This window comes from Tenacibaculum aiptasiae (assembly GCF_008806755.1).
Classification (GTDB): Bacteria; Bacteroidota; Bacteroidia; order Flavobacteriales; family Flavobacteriaceae; genus Polaribacter; species Polaribacter aiptasiae.
In genome coordinates this window covers 133,439-152,524 of sequence record NZ_WAAU01000028.1, presented here as the reverse complement: position 1 = coordinate 152,524, position 19,086 = coordinate 133,439, and the positions used below count along the sequence as shown (strand labels likewise).

Sequence of the window (19,086 nt, the reverse complement as noted above, 5' to 3'; positions counted from 1 at the left end):
GTTTTTGTAACCCTTAAAAAACCTAGCATTAATAAAGATTTAACATTTTAACTCACTAAGTTAATAGTAATACTATTAAATTTGCAGATATAATAATTATTTATGAAAAATCTACTTTCAAATCTTAAAATTGAAATTCCTTGTGGAATATATATTAAAGACCCTGAGACATCCGATTTAGGAAAAAGAATTATTGAGCATAGTATTGTACTTATTGAAGAAATTGGTTTTGAAAAATTTAACTTTAAAAAACTAGGTCAAAAAATAGGTTCAAACGAAAGTTCTATTTATAGATATTTTGAAAGTAAGCACAAGCTATTAATCTATCTAACTTCCTGGTATTGGGGATGGATACAATATCAATTAGTTATTGAAACTTATAGTATTCAAGATTCAAAAGATAAGCTAAGTAAAGCCATTGAAGTAGTTACTAAAACTACTAAACAGGATAGTAATTTCTCTCACATTAATGAGATTTTATTAAACCGAATTGTAATAGATGAAAATTCTAAATCTTATTCTACAAAAAAAGTAGATTCAGAAAACAAAGAAGGCTTTTTTAGATTATACAAAGAAGTGGTTAGACGGTTAGCAAGCATTATTAGCCAATATACACCTTCATACAAACACCCTTTAACATTAGCTAGTACTATTATTGAAGGAGCTTTACATCAACAATTCATTAGACAACATTTTAAAACATTAACGAATTGCGATGATCAAATAACACCAACATCATTTTTTATTGACTTAACTCTTAACACTCTTGCTAATGAACGATAATAAAACATTAACCCCTTGGAAACGTTTTGTTGGCTTATTAAACCTTGAAAAAAAAGATACATTCCAAATTGGATACTACGCCATATTTGAAGGAATTGTTGCCCTATCTCTTCCTTTAGGAATACAAGCTATTATTAATTTACTTCAAGCTGCTCAAGTATCAGCTTCTTGGATTGTTTTGGTAATATTAGTTACCTGTGGTGTAGGTTTTAGTGGAGTTTTAAAATTGATGCAAATTAGAATCATAGAAACTATTCAACAACGAATATTTACCAGAGCTTCTATTGAGTTAAGTTATCGATTTCCTAAAATAAAAATGAAAGAATTAGAAAACTATTACCCTCCTGAATTGGCTAATAGATTTTTTGATACCCTAACTATTCAAAAAGGACTTTCAAAAGTTCTTATTGATGTACCTTCGGCATTTTTACAAATTATTTTTGCCTTAATATTACTTTCATTTTATCATCCATTTTTTATTGTATTTGGAATTCTTTTACTGCTATTAATTTATGTAGTATTTAAATTCACTGCAGAAAAAGGGTTAGAAACTAGTTTAAAAGAATCTAAAAACAAATATAAAGTAGCACACTGGCTACAAGAAATTGCTCGTACTATTATTAGCTTTAAGTTATCAGGTAAAACAACTTTAGCGCTTCAAAAAAGTGATGATCTAGTAAGTGAATACTTACAGTCAAGAGAAAGCCACTTTAGAGTATTAGTTACTCAGTATATTCAAATGATTAGCTTTAAAGTCATAGTAACTGCTGGACTATTATTAATTGGTGGATTTCTTGTATTGAACCAGCAAATGAATATTGGTCAATTCGTTGCAGCAGAAATCATCATTTTATTGGTTATTAACTCTGTTGAAAAACTTATTGTTGGACTTGAATCTTTTTACGATGTATTAACTTCAATTGAAAAACTAGGTCAAGTAGTAGATAAACCTATTGAATCTCAAAAAGGAACAAATGTTGAGAATTTTGACGAATTTAAAATAGAGATTCAAAATGCAAGCTATGTAACTTCAGCAAAGGAAACACCTATACTTAATGATATCTCTTTTACAATTAATCCAAAAGATAGAGTTTTAGTTCAAGGAAAAAGTAGCTCAGGTAAATCTAGCTTATTGCAAATGATCGCTGGAGTTATTGAACCAACTTCTGGAAATATCTTTATCAATAATTTATCGATAAAAAGCCTTTTATTAAATAGTTATAGATCAAATTTAGGGTTATCACTTTCAGAAGAAACTCCATTTGAAGGTACTATTCGTGAAAACATAACTTTTGGTGATGAAAAAATTACCGATGAAGAAATTTATGAATTATTTGATGCCATTGGCTTGTCTTATTTTCTAAAACATCAACCTAACGGCTTAGACACTTTTATTCAACCAGAAGGTAAGTTAATTGGTTACACAGTAGCTAAAAAATTAATTTTAGCAAGAGCTATAATAAGTAAACCAAAACTGCTAATACTAGAAGACCCTCTTGATCAATTAGAAAAAGAGGAAACTCAAAAAATAATTGATTACATCACAGACGAATCAAAACCTTGGGGATTAATTATAATAAGCAGTAATGATGCTTGGAAAAAGAAATGCAACAAACAAATAACACTTGTAAAAGGAGTTATTGTAAACTAAAAAGAACATACATATGTTAAACATATCTACAAATAGTATCTCAAACCATATTGATGTAACCAAATTGAAATCTGGTAAAGTTATCTTTACTAAAGTACACCATAGACTTTTTAGAAAGTTTTTATTAGGATTTTTATTTGCTCTAGCAATTATACTGTTTTTACCATGGACACAAAATGTTTCTAGTACTGGTAGAGTAACTACTTTGAAACCTAATCAACGTCCACAAACTTTACAATCTCAAATTCCTGGGCGAATTGAGCAATGGTTTGTTCAAGAAGGTACTTTTGTAAAAAAAGGTGATACAATTTTAAGAATCTCAGAAATAAAAAGTGATTATTTTGACAGTAAGTTAACCGAAAGAACTGGACAACAATTAAACTCTAAAAGTCTTTCTGTAAAAGCATACAACAACAAAGCAAACGCTTTAAAAACACAAATTAGCGCCTTAAAAAGCGAGCGTGTTTTAAAACTACAGCAAGCTAAAAATAAACTAGAGCAATCTCATTTAAAAGTTAAAACTGACAGCATAGATTTAAAAGCTGTAAAAATAAAACTACAAATTGCAAAAACTCAATTTGACAGAACAGTGATGCTTGAAAAAGAGGGTTTAAAAGCTGTAAAGGATGTAGAAGAAAAAAGAGCAAAGCTTCAAGAACAATCAGCTAAATTGGTTTCTCAAGAAAATAAGCTACTTAATTCTAAAAACAACGTATTAAATGCACAAATTGCAATAAATAGTATTCAGGCATCTTATACTGATAAAATTTCAAAGGCTGAAAGTAATTTATACACTGCTGAATCAAATGCATTAGATGCAGAAGTTCAAGTATCTAAATTAGAAACAAGCTTATCTAATTATAGCAAAAGAAATTCTCTATTATATGTTACTGCACCTCAAGATGGGTACATTAATAAAGCTATTAAGTCTGGTATTGGTGAGACTTTTAAAGAAGGTGAAGCCTTAGTTAAAATAATGCCTGCAAATTACGATTTAGCAGTAGAAATGTTCATAGAACCAATAGATTTACCTCTTATTCATATTGACGAAGAAGTACGTGTACAATTTGATGGATGGCCTGCTATTGTTTTTAGTGGATGGCCCAACGCATCTTATGGTACTTATAGTGCTAAAGTGATTGCAATAGAAAATTTTATTAGTGACAATGGTAAATACCGTGTATTGATTGTTCCTAACAATGATTCTCAACCATGGCCAAAAGCTATTAGAGTAGGTTCTGGAGCTAAAACCATTGCCTTATTAGAAAATGTACCTATTTGGTTTGAACTATGGAGACAAATAAACAGCTTCCCTCCTAACTTCTATCAACCAAAAAAAGATAATAATCAAAAAGACAAGAAGAAGAAATAATGAAGTTTAAGAGTTTACTTTTTATATTTTTATTTATAGGTTTTTGCACATATTCTCAAAACAGCACTAGTTTAAATCAATTAAGCTTAGAAGAATATTTAGGATATGTAAAGAAGTTTCACCCTGTAATTAAACAAGCAAATTTAATTACAAGTACAAATGAAGCTAAATTACTAAAAGCAAGAGGAGCTTTTGATCCTAAAATTGAAGTAGATTTCGAAAAAAAAGAATTTAAAAACACCGAATATTTTGAGAAATTAAACTCAGTTTTTAAAATTCCTACTTGGTATGGAATTGAACTAAAAGGTAGTTATGAAAACAACTCAGGTCAATATTTAAATCCAGAGCTAAATGTTCCTGAAGATGGATTATATAACGTAGGTATTTCTGTTTCTCTTGCTAAAAACCTTTTTATAAATAAAAGAATGGCTGCTTTAAAACAGGCTAAACTATACGTAAAACAAGGAAAACTAGAACAACAACTTGTTGTAAATGACATTCTTTTTAACTCCATTAGTGCTTATTTAAATTGGGCTAAACACTATCAAAGTTTTGATGTTTTTAAAAACTATAAAAACAATGCTAAGTTTAGATTAGACAATGTTATAAAAAGTTATAACGCTGGAGACAAACCTGCTATTGACACCTTAGAGGCTCGAATAAATTTTGATAACAGAAAACTTGATTTAGAAAAAGCCAGAATTAAATATGTTAAATCGACTTTAGAGTTATCTAACTATTTATGGATTGGAGACAACACTCCTATGGTATTAAGAGAAAATATAACTCCTACACCTGATACTTTTTCAAAAATTGAAATTCTTTTAAACAATTCTATCATCAATGCCTCAACTAGTATCGATGGACATCCTAAATTAAAATTATTAGAGTTAAAGAGGAGAAACCTACAAATTAACAAAAACCTAAAAATCAACAATTTGTTACCTAAAGTAGATTTCCAGTACAACCTTTTAAGCTCAGATATTAATAATTTCGATTCTTTTAAAGTTGCCAACTATAAAAAATCACTTCAAGTAAGCATCCCTTTATTTTTAAGAAAGTCTAGAGGTGATTTAAAGTTAGCCAAAATAAAACTACAAGACATAGACTTTGAAATCGCTTCAACCAAAACAAGTTTACTTAACAAAATTAAGGCTACCGAACAAGAAATAGCCTCTTTAGAAACTCAAAATAATATTCTAAAAAATCTTGTAAACGATTACAATACTATTGTAAAAAGTGAAGAAAGAAAATTTACCCTAGGAGAAAGTTCTGTTTTTTTAATTAATTATAGAGAAGTAAAACTAATTGAAACCCAATTAAAGGCAATTGAAAACAATTATAAATTTGCTAAAACACAAAGTAAATTTTTCAAACTACTTGGAAAATTAAACACGTTATAATTCTCTTTCAAACTCTTTTAAAAGAGCTTTATCAAATGATATATATTCAGGTAATATGCGCAAACGATATTTACTTTCTCCAATAAAAGTAATTAAATCTTTGCGCTCTAACTTATTTTCCTCCTCTAAAGAAAGTATCCCATTAATATTATCTATTATTCGTGTTAAATATGTTTGACTTTTAATTTCTCCTCCTGAATTTACTACTATCGATTGCTTTTCTGGCTCTAAATACTTTCTCTTATAAGCAAAATTCATAAGGTTTTTATACTGAGTTGTTTTTGAACCAAAATCAATTTTCTCATTAATAATTCCTTTTGATGGAATACTTAACTGCACTAACGACCAATCTAGAAAACTAATTTTCATTTCATTAGGCTTAGGCATACTAGCCAACTGTATTACCCAACTTGTTCCTAAAACTAAAAAAACTGAAACCAAAGATGTTTTAGCAATGATTCGTATTAATTGATTCATAAAATCATCATCCAAATTCACAAATACATCTGATAATTGTGAAACAAACAATAATGTTATTGCAATAATAGAAATAAAAGCTACTAGTTTTAAATCGCGATGCATAAAGGTTCTGTAAAAAGAAACTCCCATTAAAAAACACAAAAAGGTAGTAAGTAGGACATCTGGTACTGAAGCAAGTTTTATTCCATAAAACACTTCATTACCCACCATAGATGACAATAACAAAGTTATACTCGCAACTGCCAAAATTATTACAGCAATAATCTTTACATTCTTTTCATTTCTATAAATAAACTTTGGCGCATCATATACATAATACAAAGCCAACAACCAAAACAAGTTATTTATTGTAGACAAAATATTGACCCCTATCTGGTACTTTGTTGTGGTTTCAAATAAAAAGTAATTTGCAACAAAAGCCCAAGTACCTGAAACCACCCAAACTAACATTCCAAAACTAAAATAAAGCAAACCTCTGTCAACCCTTTTTATAGAATTCCCTTCTTCTAAAACTGCTCTAAATCGTTTTCTAATATTATAATAAATTGCTAATAGTAACACAGCTCCAATGAACGATATACAAATATGTGATAGGTTATGAAACTGTGTTACTTGATTCATTTATTGAATAATTTTATTGATTAAATTTTGTTTTGCTTTTTCATCATCTCCATACAACCACTGAAGTACATTATCTTCCCATATCTCATCTTTCTCTTGTTCACTAATAATACTTCTATCGATGGCTAAATCTAATATTTTTCCTGGATATGACGATTGTTTATCACTTTCCATTTCCCCTAATGGATAAGGGTCATCTAACCCTATTAATACTTGCTTCGACCCTTGGTTTTTTATTAATAACTCTAAAGAACCTGTATCGTGTACTAAAGTATCAAAAAAGATATTCTTATGTCCTACTGCTTTTCTTGGGTGTTGTTTACCCTCGAACAAATCTGAACGCCCATCAAAACCTTGAATACGACGACCTATATTCATTTGCGCTAATTGTCCTCCATGAGCAAAACATATACGCATATTAGGATATTTTTCATAATATCCATTAAGCGTTAAGAAATGATAAGCATCTGCACATTGTGCTAACATCCAAATTAAATGAAAACGCCAAGAAGTATTTTCTAGTTTAATAAATTTTTCTCCATCATATGGATGAATTTCAATAGCTAAATTATACTTATTAGCTAATTCAAAAATAGGTTCGTTTTCTTCATCAAAAATACAACGCCATGTACCTATAGTATCCATATAATGTGTTGGCAAACACAACAATCTCATACCCAATACCTCAACACAACGTTCTATTTCCCATAAAGCCCCTCTAACAAAACCTGGGTGTACTACAAATCCACAAGTAAATTTATTTGGATGGTCGTGCTGTACTCGCGCATTGAAATCGTTCTGAAAGCGTAAAGCTTGCTTCATTTCCTCTAGACGTAAACCATTTCCATATAGTTGAGATAAGTTCAAAACTACTGCATGATCTATTTTAAAGTGCTCCATCCAAGCCAACTTTTCTTCCAAGAAAAATGAAGAGTCAGTAACTGGTCGTTTCCAGTTTTTTTGAAGCATATATTTTTTATCCTTGTCTACCCAAAAAATCCCTTTATCTTTCATAAACTGTGGAATTTCTTCCGGATAAGGTAACAAATGTGAATGTCCGTTTATTCTTAATTTACGTTTCATTTTAGTTGGTTGGTTTTAAGGAAATCATTGTTCCTTGCATTGTTGTGTATAGTATTTCTTCTTTTTCATCAGTAACTTTTGCTTCGCAAAACACTAAGGTTCTTCCGCTTTTCACTACATGTCCTGTAGCAATGATAACATCGGATTTTGCTGGGCGCAGTAAATTAGTTTTAAACTCTACTGATAAAACATCTGAACCTTCTTGCATAGTTGTTAAGGCTGCATACCCACAAGCTACATCCATTATACTTGTTAATACTCCAGCATGAAAAAATCCATGTTGTTGTGTTAAGCCTTCATGCTTTTTACATCGGATTTTGAGCAGTCCTTTTTCTATATGAATAATTTCCGCTCCTAAGGTTTTCATAAAACCTTGTTTTAAAAAACTCTCTTTTGCAGCCTCAATCATTATTTTACTTTGTTTGGAGCTTCCATTACTGTTCCACAATTAGAACAAGTACATTTTTCTTTATCTGAATAATATTTATCAAAAATTATAGGCATATCTGTTTCAATATTATCTAAAGCAAATTCTTCTCTATATAATTGCGACCCACAATTTTCACAGTACCATTCTAAAGCATCCATCATTCCTTCAGCTCTAGGATACTCTATTACCAAACCTACGGTGTTTTCTTTTCTTTGTGGAGAGTGTGGTACTTTTCCTGGTAATAAATAAATATCTCCTTCATTAATTTCTACATCAACCATTTCACCTTTATCATCAATAATTTTCAATACCATATCTCCTTCTACTTGATAGAAAAACTCTGGTGTTTCATTATAGTGATAATCTTTACGGTTGTTAGGACCTCCTACTACCATTACAATATATTCACCATCTTTCCATACTTGTTTATTCCCCACTGGTGGCTTTAACAAATGACGATGTTCATCTATCCACTTTTTAAAATTCAAAGGTTGTACTAACTTACTCATGACTATTTAGATTTTATAATGATTTTGTTCTTCCTCCATCTACAGGAACATTAATCCCGTTAATAAAACTAGCTCGCTCACTCGCTAAGAAAACTACTGCATTGGCAATTTCTTCTGGTTTTGCAAAACGTTTTGCTGGCGATGCATTTTTCATTGTTTCAGCAACTTCTTCAACAGATTTACCTGTCTTTTTAGCCTTGTTATTAATTATCTCATTTAAACGTTCTGTACCTGTAGCACCTGGTAAAACATTGTTTACTGTAATATTAAACTGCCCTAACTCATTTGCTAACGTTTTTGACCAATTTGCTACCGCACCTCGAATTGTATTCGAAACTCCTAATCCATCTAACGGTTGTTTCACAGAAGTTGATATTACATTGATAATTCTACCATATTCTGCTTCTTTCATAAACGGCACTAAAGCTTGAACCAATACATGATTACATTTTAAATGCTGCGTAAACGCTCTTTCAAATTCGTCTAATTGTGCATTAAATACTGGCCCTCCTGCTGGTCCTCCTGTATTATTTACTAGAATATGAAAATTTAAATCAGAAGCTTCAATTTTTTCTTTTAGCTCTAATGGATTAGAAAAATCCGCTACGATATAATTATGATTCTGGTTTTTATTTGGTAATTCTGCCAATACTGCTTTTAACTTTTCTTCATTACGAGCTATTAACGTTACATTTACTCCTTCTTCTGCCAACTGTATTGCTGATGCTTTTCCTATCCCTTGAGTACTACCGCAAACTAATGCATTTTTATTATCTATATTTAAATTCATTTCTAATCGTTATTACAAATCATTGTTTTTATTTTAATCGCTTTTTCAAAGTGATCTAACCTATGTTTTTGTATCCACCAAGTTGCTACTTCCATTAACAATTCTGGATTGTCATTTTTATTTTTGAAAAATGCATAAAAAGACACTCCAACATTCTCTCCTTTCTTAGCTATCTTTTCATCGCAAATTCTTACAATTTTTTGCCTTATTTCTTTATTCATATTTAATACAAACATTTTTAGGCTCGGTAAAGAATCGTAAAGCTTCGAATCCTCCTTCTCTTCCAACTCCACTATCTTTTTGCCCTCCAAACGGTGTTCTTAAATCGCGCAACAACCAAGTATTCACCCAAACAATACCTGCATGCAATTGTTTACTAAATTGCATTGTTCTATTTAAGTTATTAGTCCATAAAGTTGATGACAGTCCGTATTTTACATCATTGGCTAGCGAAAGTGCTTCTTCCTCTGTTTTAAAAGACATTATTGTTACAACAGGTCCAAAAATTTCTTCTTGATTGAGTTTACAATCATTACTTTGAACTTCTATAATTGTTGGCTGTAGATAATATCCTTTCTCACTTCCTTCAACTGTAACTGTTTCTCCTCCAAAAAGTATTTTTCCACCTTCTTCTTCCGCTATTTCGATATAGGATTTTACTTTCTCTAAATGCTGTTTTGACACTAAGGCTCCTACATTAGTATCCTCATCAAATGGATTTCCAACTTTTAACTCAGCTACTTTCTGAACAAAATCTTTTTTAAACTGTTCGTAGATATTTTCTTCCACAAGAATTCTACTTCCACATAAACAAATTTGCCCTTGATTCGCAAATGATGAACGTACTGTAGTTGCTAACATTTTATCATAATCACAATCTGCAAATATGATATTAGGGTTCTTTCCTCCTAGTTCTAAAGAAAGCTTTTTAAACATTGGAGCTGCAACTCGAGCTATATGCGCTCCTGTGGTAGTTCCACCTGTAAATGATATGGCTTTAATATTTGGATGTTCAACAATTGCTTGACCAGTTGTTCCTCCTAATCCATGTACTATATTTAATACTCCTTTTGGTAAACCTGCTTCGGTACATATTTCTCCTAACAAATAAGCAGTCATTGGAGTTACTTCACTTGGTTTGGCTACTACGCAGTTTCCTGCTGCAATAGCTGGAGCTATTTTCCAAGTAAATAAATACAACGGTAAATTCCATGGTGATATACAACCAACTACTCCTATTGGTTGACGTAATGTAAAGTTCATTGCCCCTAACCCAACACTTTCATGTGCTTCAGAAGAAAATTGAGTTATTGCATTGGCAAAAAACTGAAAATTAGATGAAGCTCTTGGTATATCTATCGCTATTGCTAAACTTAAAGGTTTTCCATTATCTTTTGCTTCTGCTCTAGCTAATTCAGGTAATTTTTCTTGAATTAACTGGGCTATTCTAGACAAAATATTACTTCTTTCTTCTAAAGTAGTATTTGACCATTCTTTAAAAGCAGACTCTGCTGATTTATAAGCTAATTCTACATCCTCTCTTGTTGAATTTGGTATCTGCCCATAAACCTCTCCAACTGACGGGTTATAATTATCTATATATTCTCCATTAATTGGCGATTGAAATTCTCCGTTTATATAATTCTTTATATTAATCATTCTTTTCCCTTATTAAAGCTGACAAAATATTTATCGGATACAACAACTGTCCTAAAACAAAAATCAAAAAACCTATTGTTAAAATTACATTTTCATCTCCAAGCGAAGGGAAAAACAGACACATAAAACTTAACAATCCTATAAAAGTTAAAATAACATGTAAAAATGTTATTCCGTTAATTAATTTTCGTTTATTCACATATGCTCCCCAATAACCTAAACCTAGTAAAACAAATAAAAACACCGTAAATCCCAACAAATGCAATCTATCTACAATAAAATATGTATCATGAACATTTATATCTAAAAAATCATCAATACTATTATTAATCCTATGTATTCCAACCAATAATATTATTGGAATTACTCCCCAAAAAAACATATGAGGTCTTATCAATAGATTTCTCATTTTATATAACACATTTTCTTTCAAGCCATCCCATTGGAACTTCTTGATTACAAAATTCTAAATGAATAACTCTTCTATCCTTTAAAGATGTTGATTTTGAAGATGCATGTAATAATAAAGGCTTCATTAGCATAACTCCTCCTTCAATCACCCGACATACTTTCTCTTCCCCTAAAGCATTTTTACCAAACTTTTCATCTACTCTAATAATTCCTTTTTTATGAGATTTAGCTATCACTCTTAATGCTCCATTAGTTTCATTAGTGTCATCCAAATGTATTCTAAATGTAACCGTATTTTCTAAAATTTCTTTTGGCGGAATCACTCCTAGTTGCCCATTCTTATTTGTCCAGTTTGAATATTTTTCTGTTTCAACTTTGTTTTCAACACTTATACTCAAATCCTGATGATGACTTACAAACCAATTTGACTTTGCAGGTTTATTAAAAAATATTGCTTTCGACAAAAAGTAATCTTCACCACAAATTGATTTATATAAGTTTTTAAATTTTTCATTTTTAAAAACTAACTCTTGCACTTTAGGTACTTTGTTAATCAGCTGTCTAATTGCATAACTCTTTTCCGATTCTTCAATCAAACTAATTAAAGCTAATAATTCCTTTTTACTAAAGATTTGTTTAGTAATTGAATATCCTTTATAGGCTAACTCTTCTTTATTTTGAATGAACATCTCCAAAAGATTTATTGTTTTTTATAAGCCACCACTTTAATCTCAATCAACAAATGTGGATGTGGCAATTGATGCACTGCAACTGTTGTTCTAGTTGGTCCGTTATAATCGAAATACTCTGCATAAACTTCATTATAACCTCCAAAATCATTCATATTTACCAGAAATGAAGTTACATCTACAATATCAGATAAATCAGCTCCTACTTCCTGTAAAATATCTCTTATATTTTCTATAACAGCTCTTGTTTGTTTTCTTATATCTAAGTTTGTAGTTCCAAACTCATCTACTTCTACTCCTTCAAAAGAGTTGTCTGGTCTTCTTGAACTTGTACCTGATACATATATAAAATCCCCTACTTGTTTTACATGTGGAAATTTTCCTCTTGGTATTGCTTTCCCTTTGATTACTTTACTATCCATTTCCTTTATTGGTTTGTTGCCATTTCTAGCAACTTTACTGTTGTTTTATAATTTCTTGTTGTGGCTATTACATCTAACTTCTTCTCAAGAATATTATTAGTCAATTTTGTTCTCCCAAAACCTGATGGGCAATGCAGATAAACTATATCTTTATCTATTTTATATTGATCTTCTTTTATTCCTTTAACTTCAATTTCTGTTTGGCTAGACATTGTATTTAAAAATGAAAAAGCCACTATTTTTTCATTCTCTATAGAAAAAGGATATGCTTTAATTGCTTTTTCCCATTCGCTTACGGTTCTAACTATTACTGGAACATCATACTCGTACTTTTGATGTATACCTTGTTTAATCTTCTTGCTAATAGTTTCTTTTGTTTCTTCCGACTCTAAAATAATATTACCACTTTGAATGTACGTTTGAACATTTTTAAATTCAAGGTCATTTAACAACTCTCGTAATTCTGTCATTGGAATTTTATTTTTTCCCGAGACATTTATTCCACGTAATAAAACAATGTATACCATTTCTACTTTTCTCTTTGTTTTATCTCTTCTTTTATCTTTTTTACGCTTGAATATTGCAACAAAAGAATTGTGCTTAACCCAAACACTATTGGTAATAAAGTAATAAAAACTGTTTTATTTTCTTTTGTTAACAAACCATATATAGTAACAGCTAATAACAGTATTAATGCTACGGCCATAGCTTTAGCTACCACCTTTAGTAACTTTATTCTTTTGTTAAGTTCTTCTATTGTTTTATTTTCCATGATACAATTATTTTAAACCTGCTACTTTATCTTCTTCTAGAATTTCATTTGTTTCTTCCTGTACCTTTTTTAATACTACAGCCAACTCTTCTTTTGTCATATCTAAAGAGGTAATCACTTCATTATCCGCAATGAGATTTAATAGAGCTTTATCCTGAGCTCTTCCTTTTTTCATTGCTTTTGAATATGAAATTTCATCATTAAAAGTAACCATTGAATATTTTGAGAAATACTCTGTAGGAAAATTACTTTCCAAATCCATTTCTATTTTTCGTTTTTGTTTAAACAATGGATTTGCTACATGATCTCGCATTTCATAATAATTATCTATTGCTAAATCTGCAATTGCATCAGTATCTTCTTTTCTTTGCTTTTGATATTCCTTAAATACCTCTTCCCAACTACCATCGCATCTATCTAATATTTCATCAAAAACTGTTACATCCTCGAAAGAAGCATTCATTCCTTGTCCATAAAAAGGTACTATTGCATGAGCTGCATCTCCCATAAGTAAGGTATTCCCCTTATAAGACCACGGTGAACACTTAACTGTTCCTAACGCTCCTGTAGGATTGTTAAAAAACTCATCTTTTATGCTTGGTATCAGCTTTAATGCATCTGGAAACTCTTTTTCAAAAAACTCTGTAATTTTTTCTTCTGTTGTTAAGTTATTAAAATTGTATTCTCCTTCGTCATAACTTAAAAACAAGGTTACTGTAAAACTCCCATCTAAGTTTGGCAATGCTATTAACATATACTTCCCTCTAGGCCAAATATGTAAATGATCTTTACTTATTTGATGTTTCCCTAAAGCATCTGCCGGAATCTCTAACTCCTTATATCCATGTGTTAAATAGTTTTGCGAATAACTAAACAAAAACTTTCTTTCTAAATAATAGCTTTTTCGCAGTATAGAACCGGCACCGTCTGTTCCAAAAACAACGTCTGCATTTACTGAAAACTCTTCTTTGGTTTCGTAATCTTTAAAATGAACTATTGTATTTTCTATATCTACTGAAGTACATTTTTTATTAAAATGTATTGTTACATTTTCATGATTTTCTGCTTCTGTTAATAGAATTCCATTTAAATCTCCTCTAGAAATTGAATTGATATATTCACCATTTCTACCAGAATAATTTGAAGCAAATGTATTCCCTTCTGTGTCGTGTATTAAACGTCCATACATTGGAATGCAAATCTCTCTTGCTTTTTCTTCTACTCCTGCCAAACGTAAAGCTTTAAAACCTCTATCTGACAATGCCAAATTAATCGAACGACCTGCTGATATATCTGTTGTACGTAAATCTGGTCGACTCTCATACATTGCTACTTTATATCCTCTTTGCGCCAAACGTAAGGCCAATAACGAACCACATAAACCAGCTCCTATTACTACTATATTATCTTTTTTATTCATAAAACTGAATTAATTCATTTTTCCGTTTCTCAGATTGATACCTGTATACAAATATGCTTTTAGTGAACATAAAAAATCTGTCCAACCCTGTGTTTGTTGCATTGTTTTCTTTATTCCTTCTGGAGTATTCTCATAACTTTTTTCAGTTATATTAACCTCTGTAGTAGCATCATCATTACTGGTAAATTTCATTTCTACCTCAGTTACAATTTGATTACCTGCCCAACTAAAAACAATTTCTTTATTTTCTGTTACGGATAATACACTTACCATACATTCTGCATCAAAATCTTTCCACTCCCATTTCACTTCAGTTCCTTGAACTAAGTTCGCACTAGCTTCAGAAACAAAATATTTCGAAATCTTTTCTTTATCAACTATAGCCTTAAAAATCTCTTCTACATTTCTTCTTACAACATCTTTTACATGAACTTCTAAACTCATAATAAACTTTTTAAGATTTCTACCATTTTAAATACATCTTCAAAACTGTTATACATTGGTACTGGTGCACATCGTATAACATCTGGCTCTCTCCAATCAGTAATTATATTATTCTCTGTTAACTTTTTATGTAAACTTTTATCAGCATTTTGTACCTGTATTGACAACTGACATCCTCTTTCTTTTGGATTTGATGGGGTAATAACTTTAATTCTATCTGTATCTATTTGATTAATCAAGAACTCAAAATATCCTGTCAGCCTTTCCGACTTTTCACGTAAAGCTTCCATTCCAACATCGTTAAACATATCTAAAGACGCTCTAATTGCTGCCATAGATAATATTGGTGGATTTGATAATTGCCATCCCTCTGCTCCTTCCATTACATCAAATGGTTGACGCATATTGAATCGCGTTTCTTTATTATGATTCCACCAACCTGCAAAACGAGGCAACTCTTTATTTTTCGCATGCTTTTCATGCACAAATAACCCTGCTAAACTTCCTGGACCAGAATTTAAATATTTATAAGTACACCAAGCTGCAAAATCTACTCCCGAATTGTGTAATTCTGGTGAAATATTTCCTGCACCATGTGCTAAATCTATTCCTACAAAACAGTTTTTAGCATGACCTATTTCTGCTATACGTTTTAAATCTAAATATTGTCCTGTATAGTAATTTACTCCACCTATTAACAACAATGCTATTTCATCTCCTTGTTCAGAAACAATCTGTTCAAGGTCTTCAATCCTTAACAACTCTTCTCCTTCTCTTGGTTTCCATTCAATTAAACCATCTTCTACATCAAACCCATGAAACTTTAATTGTGATTGAACTGCATACCTGTCAGATGGAAATGCATCACTTTCTATTACTATCTTGTATTTCTTTTTTGTTGGTTGATAAAAAGAGACCATTAGCAAGTGAAGGTTTGTAGTTAACGTATTCATCACCACAACTTCCAACGGCTTAGCTCCTACAATTTTAGACATACTATCTGTTAAAAACTCATGATATGGTAACCATGGATTTTTTGCTTCAAAATGTCCTTCCACCCCATATTTTGCCCAATCATCTAGTTCTTGTTGAATATACTTTTGAGTTGACTTTGGTTGTAATCCTAAAGAATTCCCCGTAAAGTATAACCAGTCGTTTCCTTCTTTATCTTTTGGTATATGAAATTGCTCTCTTAAATAAGCTAATTTATCTTTTTTATCCTGCTCTTGCGCGTAATCAAGTGTTCCTTTATACATGTTTCTTTTTTTTCAAAAAACCTTTTCTTAGAAACACTAAAGATAATTCATTTACAAGCAAAATGAAAAACTAAAGTGTTTCATTATCTGAAACGGTGTTTTATAAATTTACACTTTTTTCTTACATTAGCAAAAATGTTTTTTTTTTAAATATGATGGACAACAAGAACTTAAACCAATCTATTATTAAAGCTTTTATTCTTTTAGATGCTTTTACAAATGATAAAAAAGAATGGGGTGTTCGAGAACTAGCCTACAAAACAGGTTATAACAAGAGTACAGTACACAGACTCTTAAGCACATTAGTTTCATTAAATGTTATACATCAAAATGAAAATGAAAAATATCGTTTAGGAAGTAAACTTTTTGAACTTGGTAATCGTGTTTCTTTGTATCAATCTTTGATTACCATTACCAATCAACCTATTAAAAATGTTGCCCTAGAAATTCAAGAAACCGTTTTATTAGGCACACTAAAAGACCATCAAGTTTTTTACATTAATAAAGCCGATAGTTTGCAAGGATTAAAAATTAGCACTTCTATTGGATCCTATCAACCTATTCATGCTACTGCTTCTGGTAAATTACTACTAGCTTTTTCTTCTTCAGAAAAGCAAAATAATTATTTCAAAAACAATACTTTAAATTCTTTTACTCAAAATACAATTAACAAAAAAAATGAACTAAAAAACAGTTTACAAACGATACAAAATCAAAAATACGCACTAGATTTAGAAGAATTTGAACTAGGACTTATCTGTATAGCTATTCCTATTTTTAACAAAAAAGGAAATATTATTGCTAGCCTTAGTGCTTCTGGACCTTCTAGTCGATTTAGAATTGAAAACGTCCAAAACTATATTGCTATATTACAAAAGGGAGCTTCTATTATCGAAAACTCTTTACAAGATTTTGATTCATTATAAAAAAACGCCTTGTAAAAAATATTACAAGGCGCTTTCCTTAAAATTGTATTCATTTTAATAAAGCACTCTAAACCTTAGAGTTCCTTCTACTTTACGTAGTTTTTCAATTACTTCTTCATTGTATTCTTTATCAACATCAGTAATTACATATCCTACTTTAGAATCTGTTGATAAATATTGACCAGTAATATTTAACTCATACTTTGCTAACACCTTATTTATTTTCGCCATTATACCCGATGTATTTCTATGAATATGCAAAAATCTATGAGCATTTTTTTGACGCGGCAATCTAATATTTGGGAAATTTACTGCATCTACTGTATTTCCCGAATTGATATACGCCATTATTTTACTAGGAACAAAATCGGCTATATCTTTTTGAGCCTCTTCAGTACTCCCCCCAACATGCGGAGTTAAAATCACATTATCTAATCCTTTTAATTGAGTATAAAAATCACCATTTTTTCTTGGTTCTTCCGGATATACATCAACCGCTGCTCCTGCCAATTTACCTGACTTCAATGCTTTTACTAACGCTTCTATATCTACCACAAAACCTCTTGAAAGATTTACTAAATGCGCTCCATCCTTCATATAGCTAAGCTCTTCTTCACCTATAAAGTTTTTATTTGCTGCATTATCATCTATATGTAAGGTAACTACATCAGAAATACTCAACAATTCTTTTAAACTATTTATTCTTGTTGCATTTCCTAAGGCCAATTTATCTTCAACATCATAATAGTACACATCCATACCCAAAGCCTCTGCTAAAACTGATAATTGCTTCCCTATGTTTCCATAACCAACAATCCCTAGTTTTTTACCACGTACCTCTCTTGAACCTTGCGCTGTTTTATTCCATTGCCCATTGTGTAGTTCTGTACTTCGTTTAAACACACTACGCATTAACATAATAATTTCTCCAATAGCCAACTCAACTACCGAACGTGTATTACTATAAGGTGCATTAAAAACTACAATCCCGTTTTCCTTACACGCTTCTAAATCTATCTGCTTCGTCCCAATACAAAATGCAGAAACAACCATTAATTTCTCTGCTGCTTCAATTACTCTTTTTGTAACTTGTGTTTTTGAACGGATACCTAACACATGAACATCTTTTAACTTTTCTATTAATTCATCTTCTGACAAACTTCTTGAAACTGTTTCAACTGTAAAACCATCGTTTGATAATTTTGCAAATGCATCAGGATGTACATTTTCTAACAATAAAATTTTCATTCTGTTTTTTGGATATGATATATTTCTTGGTAATTTATTTACAAATAAAAATTCATCTAAACTTGGCGTTACATAATCTGCATTAGCAATCGTTTTATCTCGTGAAACATTCTCAGTATAAGCAAAAAACTTATCAGCAACTCCAGCTTCTTTTGTTACTGCATCACTATAACCATCCCCTATTACTTGGACCTCTCCTTCTAAATTCAATTTTTGAAGACATTCTATTTTCCCTTTATGCTTTGATAAAGAATTTTCTTTATCAAAACCTATAATATTTTCATTCTCATCAAACTGAAAAGTATTTGCAAAGACTCTTTCTGACGGAATATTATACTCCGCAACTATTGGATCTATAAACTCCTTAAATCCAGCAGATATCACATAAATATCATCAGAAAAATTCTCAAAAAACTCTTTATTTCTCTCTATAGATGAGGAAACATGCTTTTTTAATTCACCTATTAATAAGGGTAAATCAGACTTCTTAGCATTCAATAATTGAATGCGTCTTTCTAAAGACTGAGGAAATGAAATTTCCCCATCAATTCCAAGATTAGTTATTTTTGTTATCTCTTGAATAATCTCTTCCTTCTTTGGGTTTCCCACCAAAGTGATTTCTGCTAAAACATCTAATGCCTCTACTCTTGTTAGAGTACTATCGAAATCGAAAACGAAATTTCGTTTTACTAAGTTCATGTTACAAATTTTTACTCT

General features: G+C 30.7%; 21 protein-coding genes. 5 read left to right on the top strand and 16 right to left on the bottom strand.

The features are described from left to right. The first annotated feature begins 102 nt into the window (after positions 1–102). The 4 genes from F7018_RS13915 to F7018_RS13900 are packed head-to-tail and all read left to right on the top strand — an operon-like array spanning position 103 to position 5,209. Complete coding sequence (locus F7018_RS13915) at positions 103–783, top strand: TetR/AcrR family transcriptional regulator (RefSeq protein WP_150900703.1); 681 nt, start codon at positions 103–105, stop codon at positions 781–783. Further along, positions 773–2,434, top strand: a complete 1,662-nt coding sequence (locus F7018_RS13910) for a peptidase domain-containing ABC transporter (protein ID WP_150900702.1) — start codon at positions 773–775, stop codon at positions 2,432–2,434. The genes F7018_RS13915 and F7018_RS13910 overlap by 11 nt, the downstream gene beginning before the upstream one ends. 13 nt (positions 2,435–2,447) lie before the next feature. Then, positions 2,448–3,806: an HlyD family secretion protein gene (locus tag F7018_RS13905; protein WP_150900701.1), complete on the top strand. Its 1,359-nt coding sequence runs from the start codon at positions 2,448–2,450 to the stop codon at positions 3,804–3,806. Further along, positions 3,806–5,209, top strand: a complete 1,404-nt coding sequence (locus F7018_RS13900) for a TolC family protein (RefSeq protein ID WP_150900700.1) — start codon at positions 3,806–3,808, stop codon at positions 5,207–5,209. The genes F7018_RS13905 and F7018_RS13900 overlap by 1 nt, the downstream gene beginning before the upstream one ends. Here the strand turns inward: F7018_RS13900 and F7018_RS13895 are convergent. From F7018_RS13895 to kynU, 15 genes are read right to left on the bottom strand one after another with little or no spacing between them, the layout of a single operon-like run. Further along, entirely contained in the window at positions 5,204–6,310 is a 1,107-nt protein-coding gene (locus F7018_RS13895; protein ID WP_150900699.1) for a hypothetical protein, read from the bottom strand. The two genes, F7018_RS13900 and F7018_RS13895, sit on opposite strands and share 6 nt — an antisense overlap. Further along, positions 6,311–7,393 carry an amidohydrolase family protein gene (locus tag F7018_RS13890; RefSeq protein ID WP_150900698.1) on the bottom strand — a complete coding sequence of 361 codons (1,083 nt, stop codon included), beginning with the start codon at positions 7,391–7,393 and terminating at the stop codon, positions 6,311–6,313. It abuts the gene before it with no gap. A gap of 1 nt (position 7,394) precedes the next feature. Then, on the bottom strand, positions 7,395–7,760 hold the full coding sequence (locus tag F7018_RS13885) for a PaaI family thioesterase (RefSeq protein ID WP_175578741.1): 366 nt from the start codon (positions 7,758–7,760) through the stop codon (positions 7,395–7,397). A 41-nt stretch (positions 7,761–7,801) separates the two neighbouring features. Then, the gene (locus F7018_RS13880; RefSeq protein WP_150900696.1) at positions 7,802–8,332 is read right to left on the bottom strand and encodes a 3-hydroxyanthranilate 3,4-dioxygenase; all 531 of its coding nucleotides are present in this window, start codon (positions 8,330–8,332) and stop codon (positions 7,802–7,804) included. Positions 8,333–8,345: 13 nt separating this feature from the next. Continuing rightward, on the bottom strand, positions 8,346–9,122 hold the full coding sequence (locus tag F7018_RS13875) for an SDR family oxidoreductase (RefSeq protein ID WP_150900695.1): 777 nt from the start codon (positions 9,120–9,122) through the stop codon (positions 8,346–8,348). Positions 9,123–9,124: 2 nt separating this feature from the next. Beyond that, a complete protein-coding gene (locus F7018_RS13870; RefSeq protein ID WP_150900694.1) occupies positions 9,125–9,343 on the bottom strand; it encodes a DUF6500 family protein in 219 nt (72 codons plus the stop codon). Beyond that, entirely contained in the window at positions 9,336–10,781 is a 1,446-nt protein-coding gene (locus F7018_RS13865) for an aldehyde dehydrogenase (protein WP_175578740.1), read from the bottom strand. The genes F7018_RS13870 and F7018_RS13865 overlap by 8 nt, the downstream gene beginning before the upstream one ends. Beyond that, entirely contained in the window at positions 10,774–11,190 is a 417-nt protein-coding gene (locus F7018_RS13860) for a hypothetical protein (RefSeq protein ID WP_150900693.1), read from the bottom strand. The genes F7018_RS13865 and F7018_RS13860 overlap by 8 nt, the downstream gene beginning before the upstream one ends. 1 nt (position 11,191) lies before the next feature. Continuing rightward, a complete protein-coding gene (locus tag F7018_RS13855; RefSeq protein WP_150900692.1) occupies positions 11,192–11,881 on the bottom strand; it encodes a phytanoyl-CoA dioxygenase family protein in 690 nt (229 codons plus the stop codon). Between the two features lie 11 nt (positions 11,882–11,892). Next, positions 11,893–12,303, bottom strand: a complete 411-nt coding sequence (locus F7018_RS13850) for a RidA family protein (RefSeq protein ID WP_150900691.1) — start codon at positions 12,301–12,303, stop codon at positions 11,893–11,895. A 5-nt stretch (positions 12,304–12,308) separates the two neighbouring features. Continuing rightward, entirely contained in the window at positions 12,309–12,830 is a 522-nt protein-coding gene (locus F7018_RS13845) for a DUF1697 domain-containing protein (RefSeq protein ID WP_150900690.1), read from the bottom strand. A 2-nt stretch (positions 12,831–12,832) separates the two neighbouring features. Then, on the bottom strand, positions 12,833–13,075 hold the full coding sequence (locus tag F7018_RS13840; protein ID WP_150900689.1) for a hypothetical protein: 243 nt from the start codon (positions 13,073–13,075) through the stop codon (positions 12,833–12,835). A gap of 7 nt (positions 13,076–13,082) precedes the next feature. Next, positions 13,083–14,495 (bottom strand): FAD-dependent oxidoreductase, encoded by a 1,413-nt coding sequence (locus F7018_RS13835; protein WP_150900688.1) that lies wholly within the window; start codon positions 14,493–14,495, stop codon positions 13,083–13,085. Positions 14,496–14,504: 9 nt separating this feature from the next. After that, entirely contained in the window at positions 14,505–14,939 is a 435-nt protein-coding gene (locus tag F7018_RS13830; RefSeq protein ID WP_150900687.1) for an SRPBCC domain-containing protein, read from the bottom strand. Next, entirely contained in the window at positions 14,936–16,195 is a 1,260-nt protein-coding gene (kynU, locus tag F7018_RS13825) for a kynureninase (RefSeq protein WP_150900686.1), read from the bottom strand. Before kynU ends, F7018_RS13830 begins: the two co-directional genes overlap by 4 nt. Before the next feature lie 152 nt (positions 16,196–16,347). On the opposite strand from kynU, the gene F7018_RS13820 reads away from it, so the two are divergent. Then, positions 16,348–17,121: an IclR family transcriptional regulator gene (locus F7018_RS13820; protein WP_150900685.1), complete on the top strand. Its 774-nt coding sequence runs from the start codon at positions 16,348–16,350 to the stop codon at positions 17,119–17,121. Positions 17,122–17,175: 54 nt separating this feature from the next. On the opposite strand, the gene serA is transcribed toward F7018_RS13820, so the two are convergent. Next, complete coding sequence (gene serA, locus F7018_RS13815) at positions 17,176–19,068, bottom strand: phosphoglycerate dehydrogenase (RefSeq protein WP_150900684.1); 1,893 nt, start codon at positions 19,066–19,068, stop codon at positions 17,176–17,178. Positions 19,069–19,086: the final 18 nt, after the last annotated feature.